At 60.0% G+C, this 12,604-nt stretch carries 9 protein-coding genes and 1 tRNA gene; 5 read left to right on the top strand and 5 right to left on the bottom strand.

Annotated features, from left to right (window positions below; all coding sequences use genetic code 11):
- Nucleotides 1-104: 104 nt before the first annotated feature.
- Nucleotides 105-181: transfer RNA gene (locus VGM18_01265), tRNA-Pro, on the bottom strand.
- 202 nt (nucleotides 182-383) lie between these two features.
- Here VGM18_01265 and nagA point away from each other — a divergent pair.
- The gene (gene nagA / locus VGM18_01260; GenBank protein ID HEY3971598.1) at nucleotides 384-1,541 is read left to right on the top strand and encodes an N-acetylglucosamine-6-phosphate deacetylase; all 1,158 of its coding nucleotides are present in this window, start codon (nucleotides 384-386) and stop codon (nucleotides 1,539-1,541) included.
- Between the two features lie 68 nt (nucleotides 1,542-1,609).
- On the opposite strand, the gene VGM18_01255 is transcribed toward nagA, so the two are convergent.
- The gene (locus VGM18_01255) at nucleotides 1,610-1,999 is read right to left on the bottom strand and encodes a hypothetical protein (protein ID HEY3971597.1); all 390 of its coding nucleotides are present in this window, start codon (nucleotides 1,997-1,999) and stop codon (nucleotides 1,610-1,612) included.
- A 291-nt stretch (nucleotides 2,000-2,290) separates the two neighbouring features.
- Here VGM18_01255 and VGM18_01250 point away from each other — a divergent pair, with 291 nt between their 5' ends.
- Nucleotides 2,291-3,622: an APC family permease gene (locus VGM18_01250; protein ID HEY3971596.1), complete on the top strand. Its 1,332-nt coding sequence runs from the start codon at nucleotides 2,291-2,293 to the stop codon at nucleotides 3,620-3,622.
- Between the two features lie 170 nt (nucleotides 3,623-3,792).
- Here the strand turns inward: VGM18_01250 and VGM18_01245 are convergent, their stop codons facing one another.
- Both VGM18_01245 and ada read right to left on the bottom strand, forming a co-directional pair.
- Nucleotides 3,793-4,941, bottom strand: a complete 1,149-nt coding sequence (locus VGM18_01245) for a chitobiase/beta-hexosaminidase C-terminal domain-containing protein (protein ID HEY3971595.1) — start codon at nucleotides 4,939-4,941, stop codon at nucleotides 3,793-3,795.
- A 183-nt stretch (nucleotides 4,942-5,124) separates the two neighbouring features.
- Nucleotides 5,125-6,228, bottom strand: coding sequence for a bifunctional DNA-binding transcriptional regulator/O6-methylguanine-DNA methyltransferase Ada (gene ada / locus VGM18_01240; GenBank protein ID HEY3971594.1), 1,104 nt, complete (start codon nucleotides 6,226-6,228; stop codon nucleotides 5,125-5,127).
- A gap of 255 nt (nucleotides 6,229-6,483) precedes the next feature.
- Here ada and VGM18_01235 point away from each other — a divergent pair, with 255 nt between their 5' ends.
- Nucleotides 6,484-9,033 carry a TIM-barrel domain-containing protein gene (locus VGM18_01235; protein ID HEY3971593.1) on the top strand — a complete coding sequence of 850 codons (2,550 nt, stop codon included), beginning with the start codon at nucleotides 6,484-6,486 and terminating at the stop codon, nucleotides 9,031-9,033.
- A 210-nt stretch (nucleotides 9,034-9,243) separates the two neighbouring features.
- On the opposite strand, the gene VGM18_01230 is transcribed toward VGM18_01235, so the two are convergent.
- Nucleotides 9,244-10,122 carry a hypothetical protein gene (locus VGM18_01230; GenBank protein HEY3971592.1) on the bottom strand — a complete coding sequence of 293 codons (879 nt, stop codon included), beginning with the start codon at nucleotides 10,120-10,122 and terminating at the stop codon, nucleotides 9,244-9,246.
- Nucleotides 10,123-10,643: 521 nt separating this feature from the next.
- Between VGM18_01230 and VGM18_01225 the strand changes: the two genes are divergently transcribed.
- Nucleotides 10,644-11,111, top strand: a complete 468-nt coding sequence (locus VGM18_01225; GenBank protein ID HEY3971591.1) for a hypothetical protein — start codon at nucleotides 10,644-10,646, stop codon at nucleotides 11,109-11,111.
- Nucleotides 11,112-11,336: 225 nt separating this feature from the next.
- On the top strand, nucleotides 11,337-11,480 hold the full coding sequence (locus VGM18_01220; protein ID HEY3971590.1) for a hypothetical protein: 144 nt from the start codon (nucleotides 11,337-11,339) through the stop codon (nucleotides 11,478-11,480).
- The last annotated feature ends 1,124 nt before the right edge of the window (nucleotides 11,481-12,604 follow it).

Here is a 12,604-nt window from a genome sequence, read left to right as displayed (position 1 = left end):
GCAAAATTGGCGCCCCAATTCCCCGATGCAAGCACCGTCTACAATTTCGACACCCTCGATGTAGACGGAAAACCAGAAATGCAGTTTAAGTATTTGAAAATAATTGGTCGGGGAGAGAGGATTTGAACCTCCGACCCCCTGGTCCCGAACCAGGTGCTCTACCAGGCTGAGCCACTCCCCGACTTTGTGCAGCGGGCGCTGGAGGAATCGCGGGGCGCCCCTGACAGGCCTTGCAGAATTATCGACGAACAATTACCAACGGATTATAACACTGCCCTCGCGCCCGTTCGCGGTCCTTCAACTGTTCGCGCCGGTTGTCTGAAACCTTCTGGACGGCTACGATAGATTTTCGCCGCGTATAGATGGCGCGTATAGATATAGTCATGAAGACTGCCTTCACTGCCCGCCGCCTCTATACGCCAACTGAGGAGCTTCACGACCCGCTGCTCATCGTCGAAGATGGGCAAATCTCCGAACTTTCCTCGCTCGCGGCAACCGCCGCCATCAACGCGCCTCTTATCGATTTCGGCGACGCCGTGCTCGTCCCCGGTTTCATCGACATTCACATTCACGGCGGAGCCGGTCTCGATCTCATGCGGGCTTCGCCGTCGGAACTTCCGGCGCTGGGAAAGTTCCTCGCCTCCCACGGTGTCACCGGATATTTTCCGACCACCGTCGCGGCTTCGCTTGACTCTACTTACGCCACGCTCGATCGCCTGGCCGACGCGATTGAGGCAACTGTACCGGATGGCGGCGCAGTGGCGCGCCCGCTCGGCATCCATCTCGAAGGACCGTTTCTCAGCCACAAGCGGCGCGGCGTGCATCCGCCGGAACTTCTGCTCAACCCGACTGTCGCTGTCTTCGATCGCCTGTGGCAGGCCGCGCGCGGCCACGTGCGAATGCTGACCATTGCTCCGGAAATTCCCGGCGCCATGGAAGTCATTGCCGAAGCCGCCCGCCGCAACGTCTGTGTCAGCATCGGCCACTCCGACTCGGAGATGCCCGTGGCGCAGGATGCAGTGAAGGCCGGCGCGCGTCACGCCACCCACACCTTCAATGCCATGCGCCCGCTCGACCATCGCGAACCCGGCATCATCGGCGAGGTACTCGGCAACGACCAATTGAGCGCCGACATGATCGTCGACGGGATTCACGTCGACCCGTCGGTCGTGAAGTTATTCCTGCGGGCCAAAGGCCGCGACCGCGCAGTGCTCATCACCGACGCCATCTCAGCCACCGGCATGCCCGACGGCCGTTACGAACTTGGCCCTATCCAGGTTGACGTCAAAGACGGAAAATGTACTTCCAACGGTAGCCTCGCCGGAAGCGTCCTCACCATGGATCGCGCGGTGCGCAACGTGACCCAGTTTTCTGATTGGACACTGCGCGATGCCGTGCAAGCCGCCACCCTCAATCCTGCCCGGTCCGTAGGCTTGGCCGCCCACTACGGCGTTCTCGCTCCCGGCGTCAATGCAGATTTCGTGGTCCTGAACTCCGCCGGCGAAGTCCTCAAAACCATAGTCCGCGGCCACGGCTTCTAGCGTCAAAGGTCATAGGATCTGAGGTGTGAGGTGTGAGGTCTGACGACCAACGACCGACGACCGAAGTCCTAATTCGGCTTGCGCCGGCGCGCATCCGCCAGATGATGCAGGAGCATCATTTCATCCGCCCGCGACAACTGATCCAGAAACGCCTTACCAGTCTTCGGCGCCTCATCGGTTGCGGTTTTCGCCGCGCTGGCCTGCCGCAACTTGTCGCCGAGTTCCGGTTCGTTGCTCATCACCTGGGAATAGAACCAGAGAAAATGCCGCATCTGGTCCAGCGCGCAGCGCAGCGTCTCGATCGGCTCCGTCTCCGAAAGTGAGTTGAGCGCCTCCATCAGTTCGGGATCACTTGGGGCCTGCATCGCGGCGCAGTTCAGTTCCTGCTGAATGGTTCGCAGGTCTTCGGTCACGCGCGCGATTCGGAGATGAAGGTCGTCCATATCGGAGGTAGCCATTCTCTTGCCTACTCACCATCTCATCGGCAACGCGCAGCGAGTAGATGTCCCACGGGCATGCGCCTTTCGTAATTCTCCGCATTACTTTGGAGCACCAAAAGGTCACAATTCTCAAATGCCAGATCTGACGCGCCTCTCCGAGGGTTGACACGAACCATGTGGGGACGGACGCATTCTTCCGTCCAGCGACGGCGAAGCCGAGCGCGCCCCGGGGCACGAACTGCCGGAGGTACAAGGCTGGCGCCGTGCGCATCCGCCTCACACTCGCCCCACTTGTGATACAACCACGCGGTGAAAGACTCGCCGGGACAAATGGCATCTGCTCAGCAACGGCCTGCGGATCACCTCGTCCGCGCCATCGGCCGCTGGAGCCTCACCGCGCTGGTCGTAAATTCGATGATCGGCAGCGGAGTCTTCGGCCTGCCCTCCGTCGTCGCCGGCAAACTCGGACGTTTCAGTCCCATCGCCGTTCTGGTCGCCGGAATTGGCATGGCCATTATCTTCGCCTGCTTCGCCGAAGTCGCATCGCAATTCCAACAGGCTGGAGGACCGTACCTCTACGCGCGCGCCGCCTTCGGACGCGGTATGGGCATCCAGATGGCATGGATGCTCTTCCTCGGCCAGGTCGCGGCCCCAGCCGCCAATGCAAATTTGTTCGTGATTTATCTCGGCGAGTTCTGGCCGCACGCCCGCGACCCGCTGCCCCGCGCGCTCATCCTCACGGCGCTCGTCGGCGCGCTCGCGTTGATCAACATTCGCGGCGTTCGCGCCGGTACGCAGGTCAGCAACGTTTTCACCGCGGCGAAATTGCTTCCGCTCTTTGCCGTGATCGCCATGGGACTCACCGTGTTGCATGCGCATCCCGCCGCGACCTCGTCCACCGCGCCCGCCGCCGTCACGACTAGCGAGTGGATGAACGCCCTGCTGCTCCTCGTCTTCGCCTACGGAGGATTTGAAACCGCCCTCACCCCGATGGGCGAGGCCAAAGATCCTCGCCGCGACGCTCCCTTTGCTCTCTTCGCCGCACTCGTCGTATGCACTGTGCTCTATGTGTTGATCCAGTGGGTTGTGGTGGGAGTTCTACCGGACGCGACGCATAGTACCCGCCCGCTCTCGGATGTGGCGCGCATCGCGGCCGGCTCCGTTGGCGCCGCCCTGGTCGCCGTTGGAGCCCTCATTTCCTGCTATGGATATCTCAGCGCGAAAATTCTCGCCATGCCGCGCGTGACCTTCGCGCTTGCCGAGCAGCGAGATTTCCCCCAGGCCTTCGCCGCGATCCACCCGCGCTTTCATACGCCCTACATTTCGATTCTGGTATTTGCCGCGCTGGTCTGGGCTTTCGCGCTGAGCGGCGAATTCAAATGGAACGTAACTCTCTCCGCGACTGCCCGCCTGCTCTATTACGCAGTCTGCTGCGCCGCGCTGCCAGTGCTTCGCCGAAAGCAGCCAGGAAGTGCCCGCTTCCACCTTCCCGCCGGAAACATCCTCGCCGCGCTCGCTGTTCTGATGTGTGCCGTGCTGGTTACTCAAGTGGACTTCAGCCAGTCGATGATCGTGGCTGGGACCGTCGCGCTGGCATTGCTGAACTGGGCCATGGTCACGCGCGCGAGGGCCCGCAATTGACGCCCCCTTATCAAAACTGTCATCCCGACATCAAAAACTGTCATCCCGACCGATGTGAAGGGACCTGCTGTTCGCCGCTTCGTTTAGATCAAAAGCAGGTTTCTCGACTGCGCACGACGGCGCGCAACCCGCCAATGCTTCGCTCGAAATGACAAGCTCTCGATGCGGTGCTAGTTCGTGTACAGCCGGACGTAATCCACCAGCATCTCGGAAGGCCAAGGCGTCGTTGAGTCGGGTGGTCCCGGGTAACTCCCGCCAATCGCCAGGTTCAGCAGAATGAAATTGCTCTGCCCCGAATCGAAAGGCCAAATGCCGCCGATCCCCGTGACATCCGCTGGCGTGTAGGTTGCATAGATATTGCCGGGGCTATCGACGTAATATTGCACCTGCCCCGGTGACCAGATCATGCCATACGCGTGGAACGCGCTTCCTGCCGTCTGCCCGCTGGGAAAGTCGTACGTGCTGCCGAGCCCTTGGGCGCCAGTGAACCCCGTACCGTGAATCGACCCGGCATTCCAATCCGGCGCGGGTGGTATGGGCACAGCGTCGACTCGCTCCATATCATCCATCTCGCCGCATGCCGGCCAGTTCACGGTTGCGATATTGTTCCCCATCGACCACGCCGCCGGCCAAAACCCCTGTGCCTCAGGCACCTGTGCGCTTATCTCAAGTCGCCCATACTGAAAACTGAACAGTCCCTGCGTCTTCAATCGAGCCGAGGTATACACGCCCATCGACGGCTGCTGCGCCTCGATGTGGAGATACCCATCCGTCCCCACATATTCGCTGGGATTCGTCGTGCTACATGGCGAAGTGTTCGAGCCCCACGCACAGTAAGTTTCCAACTCCTGGTTGCCAAACCCGCTGTTCCCCGTGTCGTAGGTCCAAATCGTAGGATCGGGCTGCGCGGGTGCACCGCTAGTGTTAGAGAACTCATCGCTCCACACCAGTGTCCCGGAAGGAATGTTGGGAGAAAAACTCTGGCTGGTGACTGTGCTCAGCGACCCGGCGGCGCTGGCGATTGCATTCACCGTCAGGCTCGACGCCACCAGAAAAGGCGCCTGGTACTGCTGCGAAGAAGTCGTGGGCGTGCTGCCGTCGACCGTGTAATAGATCGAGGCCCCATTCGTCGTTGAAGCCAGAGTCACGACCAGCGCGCCGTTCTGCACGCCATCCGGCCCGCCCGTTGTCGAGATCGTCGGCGCCGCAGTCTGATTTCCACCGCCGCCACCGCCGCCATTATTTCCCGAGCTCGATCCGCCACAACCGCACATCAACCCACTCACCAACAGAACTGCCGCCACTGCATGAAGACGCATGACTCCCGCCTTTGCGAGGAGAGCCGACGAGTCGCTCTCTCGGTTGGGCTATTTGACTGCCGGCAGAATCAAGAGTCAATACATGAGTGTGAACCCCCCGTCTCCTATTCGTAGAGACGTTGCTCGCAACGTCTCTGCTGGCAGCCTACTGAGAGTGTTGGCAAGCGAGAAAGACGTAGCAAGCTACGTCTCTACGGCGATCCCTTCCATCGCCAGCAGAGCCTTTTTTCGCTCCATGCCCCACCGATACCCCCCGTCGCTGCCATCCCCCCGCACTACGCGATGGCATGGAATCGCGACCGCCACCGGATTCGTCGCGCACGCCCGCGCCACGGCCCGGCAAGCCCGCGGCTGCCCGATTCCCTTCGCCACCTCGCTATATGATTTTGTCGTCCCGAAGGGAATCGCCTGCAAATACGCCCACACGCGCCGCTGAAACGCAGTTGCACGAATATCGAGAGGCAATAATGAGGACGCCCCCGGATTCCGCCCGCGCATTTTCCGCAACAATACCTTCACCCACGCCCGCAACCCACCGTCATCCACTTTCCGCGCCGCAAAAGGAAATTCCCGCTTCAAACCTTCGATCAATTCCTCATCCGAGCGCGCAAACTGGATCGAGCAAATCCCGCGTTCGGTCGCCGCAATCAGCATCCGTCCCAGCGGCGAATCGGCGCACGTATATCGAATCGACGCGGCAATCGCGCCCCGCCGATACTTGTCCGGCGTCATCCCCAGCTGCGATGCGGTTTTTTCATAGAGCCGGCTGCTTGATCCGTATCCCGCGTCGTACATCGCGCGGGTCACCGACTCGCCCGCCTGCAAATTCCGCTTCAGCATGCGCATCCGGCAAGAATCCGCATACTCGCGTGGAGTGATGCCCAGCATCGCCTTGAATCGCCGTTGCAAGTGAAACGGGCTGTGCCCAAATTCCTTGCCCAGCCGATCCAGCGTCAGCGGCTCGTCGAGATGCTGCTCGATGAACCGGCAAATCGCCTTCGCTCCATCCGCCTCAGGATTGCCGAGAAACGCCTTCGGCTTGCACCGCAAACAGGCTCGATATCCGGCGTTCTCCGCCTGCTCCGGCGTAAGAAAAAATTGAACGTTTTCCCGTCGTGGCCGCCGCGCCGCGCACGACGGCCGGCAATACACCCCCGTGCTCGAAACCGCGAACACGAACTCTCCATCTCGTGCCGCATCGCGCGCGACGACGGCATCCCAGCGCGGCTCGTCCTTGACGGAAGGCGGCTTTGCGGAAAATGCAGGTTTGAGTGGATGTCCCGGCATGGTGTTCAAGCTCTCACTCGTGAGTATGGCATTGGTAGTCATAGTAAGAAAAGCGTACGTCACACCGGCTGAGCCGACTATCCGAAACTTGCGTCCAAAATGAAATTTCGTGGCCTGCCGCCGTCCATGCCAGGACAGCCACTGCCACGCTCCGTGTGGCGACAGCCGCCTCGGCTGTACCGCGTGGGCGAAGCCTGGCGGACCCCCAAAGCGACAGCCGAGGTTGATATGATGTTCCGGCACCGCAGAAATCGAATGGGAAAGAGTCACCGCATGTTGTTCCGTTGCCATCGAGTGCTCTTCCGATTCATCGGCCTGGCAATTCTCGCCGTCCCTCCCGCGCCCGCCGAAACCAATCCGCGGCCCGTACTCACGCTTGACGCCGTAACCAGTTCCCAGCCCCTGCGCGATGGCATCGAACTTCAGTCCGGCCCCGCGATTCTCCGCATCACCGCTGTCCGCGCCGATATCATCCGCGTCCGCATCGCCGCCGGCGCGCTCCCCGAAGACGCATCCTGGGCCGTCCTGCCCAACGCGCGCACGAAATCGATCGATGTCCAATCCGTCCAGGATTCCGCCTCCGTTGGCTTTCACACCGCCGCCCTCGATGTCCGCGTCGAACTCAATCCCCTCCGCCTAGTCATCAGCGACCTCGCCGGCAACGTCATCTCCGCCGACGCCCTCGGCCGCCCCACCCGATTCGAACTTGGCGGCTTTACCATCTCCAAGCAAATGCCCGCTGACGAACACTACTTCGGCCTCGGCGACAAGGCCGGATCCTTCGATCGCCGCAACCAGGCCTACACTCTCTGGAATACCGACGTCGCCCCGCAGGAATCCACCGATCCCCTCTACAAAGCGATCCCATTTTTTCTGGCCATCAACGGCACCCGCAGCTACGGCCTCTTCCTCGATAACACTTGGCGCACCTGGTTCGATTTCGGCAAGCAGGCGCGCGACGCGATCCTTTTCGGCGCCGAAGGCGGTCCTCTCGACTATTACTTCCTCTACGGGCCCGCGCCGAAGCAGGTGGTGGAAGCCTACGCGTATCTCACCGGAAAGCCGCCGCTGCCGCCGTTGTGGGCTCTCGGATTCCAGCAATCGCGCTACAGCTACACGCCCGAATCGCAGGTGCGCGACATCGCCCATCATCTTCGCGCCGACAAAATTCCCTCCGACGCTCTTTATCTCGACATCGATTACCAGGATCGCAACCGTCCCTTCACCGTCAACTCGCAAACATTTCCGAATTTTCCGGGATTAGTTTCCGATCTGCGCAAAGACCATTTTCATCTCGTCACCATCACCGATCTTCACATCGCACATGCCCCCAATCAGAATTACTCGCCCTACGACACCGGCCACGCCGGCGACCATTTCGTAAAGAATCCCGACGGCTCCGAGTTCGTCGGCGTAGTCTGGCCGGGCCCAGCGGTTTTCCCTGATTTCACCCGCGCCCAGACCCGCGCATGGTGGGGTGGGCTGTACAAGAAATTCGTCGAAGATGGCGTCGCCGGATTCTGGAACGACATGAACGAGCCCTCCGTCTTCAGCGGCCCCGGCGGCACTATGCCCCTCGACACCGTGCATCGTATCGACGAATCGGGCTACGCCCCGCGCACCGCGACCCACGCCGAAATTCACAACATCGTCGGACTCGAAAACGCCCGCGCCACTTTCGAAGGCCTGCTCAAACTCCGCCCCAACGAGCGCCCCTTCGTCCTGACCCGCGCGACTTACGCCGGAGGCCAGCGCTATGGCTTCACCTGGACCGGCGACAACTCCGCCACCTGGAACCATCTCCGCCTCGCCACGCAGATGGTCCTAAATCTCGGCGTCAGCGGAATTTCTTTCGTCGGCGCCGATGTCGGCGGCTTCAACGGCTCCCCATCGTCCGACCTGCTCACGCGCTGGGTCGAGATGGCCGCCTTCACCCCGCTCTGCCGCGATCACTCCGCCAAAGGCACGCTGCCCCACGAACTCTGGGTCAACGGCCCCGAGCAGGAATCCATCCGCCGCCGCTACATCGAAACCCGCTACCGCCTGCTCCCGTACATCTATTCGTTAGCCGACGAATCCGCGCGCACCGGCCTTCCCATGATGCGTCCCGTCTTCATGGAATTCCCCGAAATCTTCTCCGCCGGCGTCGAACATCTCGACACCGAATTTCTCTTGGGTCCGAGCCTTCTAATCGCTCCGTCGCCATTCGGCGAAATGCAAGACGGCTACAGCGTAGGGCTCCCGCAATCGACTCCGTGGTTCGACTTCTGGACCGGACTCAAAATGCCGCCCCAACCCACCCCGCCTTCGATTACCCAGATCGTCACCACGACCGCTCCCCTGAAGTTCCCCGCACAAATCCATCCCGCGCTCGACACCATGCCCGTCTACGTGAGAGGCGGCAGCATCCTCCCACTCGAACCCGCAATCCAGAGCACCGACGAAACTCCCACCGGCCCGCTAGAACTCCACGTCTATCCCGGCCCAAAATGCCAAGGCAATCTGTACCTAGACGACGGCCACACCTTCGCCTACCAGCACGGCGAGTATCTGCGCCAGTCCCTAACCTGCGAATACGAAGTCCATTCGATGAAAGTAAAATTCAGCGCGCGGGAGGGAAGTTACGCGCCGTGGTGGAAGAAAATCGAAGTAGTGATCTACGACTGGCCGTCCGGCCAGGCAGAAGCAAAACTCTCAGCCAACGCCACGCCGCTAAAGACAACCTACGACGCGAAAAAACGCGCCCTCCACGTCACCATCCCCGACGCCTCCGCAGAATCCGACCTGACTGTGATAAGTCGATAACCAAAACGCTCAGCAAATGCCTTGTCATTCGGAGCGAAGCATGATTTCCCGCGAAGCGGAAATCGTGTGCAGTCGAGGAACCTGCTGTTTCCCGCCACGAGTACTCCAGCAGCAAAGCGGCGCAAGAACGCCGCCCACGGCGCAAGCCGTGCTTGAGCAAGAGCTGAATGAACAAGCCCGGAGAGGCAAAAGAAAGCTGCGGCCGTTAGGTTACTGCTGCGGCAGCTTAGCCAGAAAAGATCCCTGATTACCGCTGGCGAACGTATAATTGCCCACGATCTCGCCCAGATCGTTGATTCCGCGCAGCGATACCGAGGTTGCGCCCGGCGGGTTCACGGCCGTGAATTGGCCTGCCCTATAAACAAAGCCGTAGTTCAGCCCCGCCTTCGTTGTCGCGATGAGGGTAACCATGCCCTGGTTGTTGATGCCCTCGGGAACCGTGTTGGCATAGCCGGGCACGTCGATGTTGGTGAAGGTCTTGCCGTTATACAACCAGGCATGCTGAACATTATTGGAATCCAGCGAAGATAGAACCATCAAGCCGTTGTCATTGATTCCCTGGGCCCAGGTGTATGGCGCACCCGGGATATCGATGGTCTTGAACTTCAAGGTCACGCTATCAAAGAAATAGCCATGCCACGGGCCGGTGACATCGTAATACATGCCTACGATCTGGCCCAAATTGTTGATGCCGGCGGCGTCCGAACCGGATACGGTGCCGGGCGCCTGAATGTCGGAAAAAACTCCGTTGACATCGAGAAACGCCTGAGACCGTCCCCTGCTGTTGGTGTACGTGCCAACGATTGCGCCGGCGGTATTGATGGCAATTGGCGCCGTCGTACCCGCATCGGCCGACGGGTCCGCGATCTCAGTGACGACCCCGCCGCTATATAGAAAGCCCTGTGTAGGAAATCCCTGGTTATACCAACCCACCACGTCACCGGCATTGTTAATGCCGATTGCTTCGGTGAAAGTTGAATTGGGCAGCTGAAAACGCGTGTAGGTGATTTTTTGCGCCTGCCCCATTCCCGCGAGCAGTACAACAGCCCCTGTGATCTGAAGAAATCCGACAGCCTTTCTGATCATCATGGAGATTCTCCTTCAGGAAAATTCAGATTTCGCCGACTCTACCGCGATCCAGTCCGCTCTACTAGCATGAAAGATTTTGCATATGGGCCCAGGCAAATCTACCGAAACCGCGCCACCGCGCCTGCCATGTGGACAACACGACTCTCGCACCGAGCAAGAATTTGTCATTCCGAGCGCAGCATGATTTCCCGCGAAGCGGAAATCATGCGCAGTCGAGGAACCTGCTGTTTCCCGCCACGAGCACGCTGTACCTAGCGGGGGCGAGCCCAGCCTCTCCGCTTCGGGCGCCAAGGTTGCCCCACCCTTGTCTCCGCGCACGTTGCGGAGACAGGGTGGGCGGAGGCGATAAAGAATCAGAATGCTGCCGACGTTCCTGCCCAGCCCACCCTCCCGCACAGAAACGCGGGAATATGCTGTCCTGTGGCCCGGAATAATTTCCGGATTGCCCGTTACTGACCCTTGGTACTATGCTGGCCCTCAAGTTGTCCAGGTTGAAACTCTGAACGAACCAAGGAGAAATCATGTTCAAAGTCAGTGTGCTTGCTTTCGCAGCTCTCACAACCGCCCTTGTATTCGGCGCACCTGTGGCGCAAGCCCAGGTTTCCGTCGGCGTAGACATCGGAGTGGCTCCCGTGTGCCCTTACGGGTACTTCGACTATGCTCCCTATGACTGTGCGCCGTACGGCTACTATGGGCCCGATTGGTTTGTCGGCGGGGTGTTTCTTGGAGCCGGCCCCTGGTTTCATGGTCCTCACGGCTTTTACGGCCACGTCGACAACCGCTTCGATCCTCATCACGGTTACGCTGGACCGCTGCCCGAGCGCGGAGCGGAGCGCTTCAACCACTTCCAGGCAAACGAGGCGCGGGATGGGCGAGGCAACGTAGGCAATGCTCCCCATGAAGGGAAGGCCGAACGCGCCCTCCCTGGATATCGGGGTGGTTCGCACGGCGGAGGTCACGGCGGAGGGCACGGCGGAGGGCACCACTAGAGCGCGATCCGGTTCAAGCGGGAACCGAGATCAGGCGCGCTTGGCGTCTGATCTAGCTTGGACTGAGGGCGGGCCCAGCCCTTCCGATTCGAGAACCAAGGTTGCCCCACCCTTGTCTCCGCGCATTTTGCGGAGACAGGGTGGGCGAAGGCAAGAAGGACTCGGAATGCCGCCGACGTTCGTGGCGGCCCAACCTGCCGCATCGTGTTCTCCTAAACACTCCCTATGCAGAAAAAAATATTCTGGATGGTGTTCACGGTCCTCGGCCTCTTCGCCGATTTCCTGCTCCCGCTGTGGTGGGCCGTCGCCGCCACCATCCCCATACTCTTCTTTTCTTGGTGGGTAGCCTACCGCAGCGACTGGTTCTAACCGCCGAAGCATCAATGAGCGCTACGGGGGCCAGCCCAGCCTTTCCGAGCCGGGAACCAAGGTTGCCCCACCCTTGTGTCCGCGCACTTTGCGGAGACAGGGTGGGACGCAGGCTAGAAGGAATCGGAATGCCATCGACGTTCGTGGCAGCCCACCCTCCCGCAAAGAACGCGGGAAGGATGGGGCAACCACATTCAAGATACTGAGTGCGCAGGACGGGCTGGCCTCCCAACGATTTGATTGGTCTTGAATGCCTCAAGCATATAATCCAAGCGGGAAGGCCTACCGATGCGAATCGTGCTCTTAATGGCGTTGTTCCTCGCTGGTCAGACGTTGGGATCGTGGGATGCCGACGCGAAAGCAAAGGCTCAAGCGCTAGCGTGGGGAGTGGAAAAATGCTCGCCGCGAATCGTCACGGCAAACTTTAGCAAGCACGGCTGGTCGAAGACCACATGGGGTCCTCCCACGAACGTCGACTTCGATGTCCTCAAAACGAATTCGATCCTGTGGCCTTACCAGATCGTAGTCGCATTCACAATTCAGGTCGGCGCAACCAGAAACCGGAAGAATCGAGAGGAAGCCGAGCAAGATACGAAGCCAGACATTGTTTTCAAGCTCAGCTACAAAAACGTCTATGAGATGGGTGACGATGGCGGCATTCGCCTTGGACAGACCCTAGACTTGCCGATTTCTCTGAATGGCCCAAGCAGTTGGAGGGAGCGCACTCGCTTGCCGGATGCATGTTGGGATCACTTACCTAAACGGAGTAAGCCAACCGCTTTGGGAGAGCATAGGAACAACGATTTAGAGAATTGCAGGCGACGCCTCTAGTAGGCTCGCAAAGAACATGTCTTCTGACCGGGAAAATGCTCGAAGTGGGCACGTGGCTTTCCATGCCTTCCCTTTTGATGGAGTCTGACTGGTTCTTTGCACTCCGGGCAGATTGCACGTGTCTCGTTCCTCGAAACAGCCTCTCCCGCCGTCATCCATTTGCCGTTGCTGTCTAGGGCTCCTTGCATATGAGGCACATTTTACGTCGCGGATGTCGGTTTTTGAAGAGGGAGATTTCTGCCGCGACAATTTGTTGTGAGATCTCGATACCATTCAGAATCCCCTTCCTCCCA

This window comes from Candidatus Sulfotelmatobacter sp. (assembly GCA_036500765.1).
GTDB lineage: Bacteria > Acidobacteriota > Terriglobia > Terriglobales > Acidobacteriaceae > Sulfotelmatobacter.
Note: the sequence above shows the minus strand (reverse complement) of the source record. Positions and strands in the feature narration are given on the sequence as shown.

Excerpts from the sequence above, each read along its gene's own strand:
- VGM18_01230 (HEY3971592.1), bottom strand. The coding sequence starts at position 10,122 with ATGATGATCAGAAAGGCTGTCGGATTTCTTCAGATCACAGGGGCTGTT.
- VGM18_01235 (HEY3971593.1), top strand. The coding sequence starts at position 6,484 with ATGGGAAAGAGTCACCGCATGTTGTTCCGTTGCCATCGAGTGCTCTTC.
- nagA (HEY3971598.1), top strand. The coding sequence starts at position 384 with ATGAAGACTGCCTTCACTGCCCGCCGCCTCTATACGCCAACTGAGGAG.
- VGM18_01225 (HEY3971591.1), top strand. The coding sequence starts at position 10,644 with ATGTTCAAAGTCAGTGTGCTTGCTTTCGCAGCTCTCACAACCGCCCTT.
- VGM18_01255 (HEY3971597.1), bottom strand. The coding sequence starts at position 1,999 with ATGGCTACCTCCGATATGGACGACCTTCATCTCCGAATCGCGCGCGTG.
- VGM18_01245 (HEY3971595.1), bottom strand. The coding sequence starts at position 4,941 with ATGCGTCTTCATGCAGTGGCGGCAGTTCTGTTGGTGAGTGGGTTGATG.
- ada (HEY3971594.1), bottom strand. The coding sequence starts at position 6,228 with ATGCCGGGACATCCACTCAAACCTGCATTTTCCGCAAAGCCGCCTTCC.
- VGM18_01220 (HEY3971590.1), top strand. The coding sequence starts at position 11,337 with ATGCAGAAAAAAATATTCTGGATGGTGTTCACGGTCCTCGGCCTCTTC.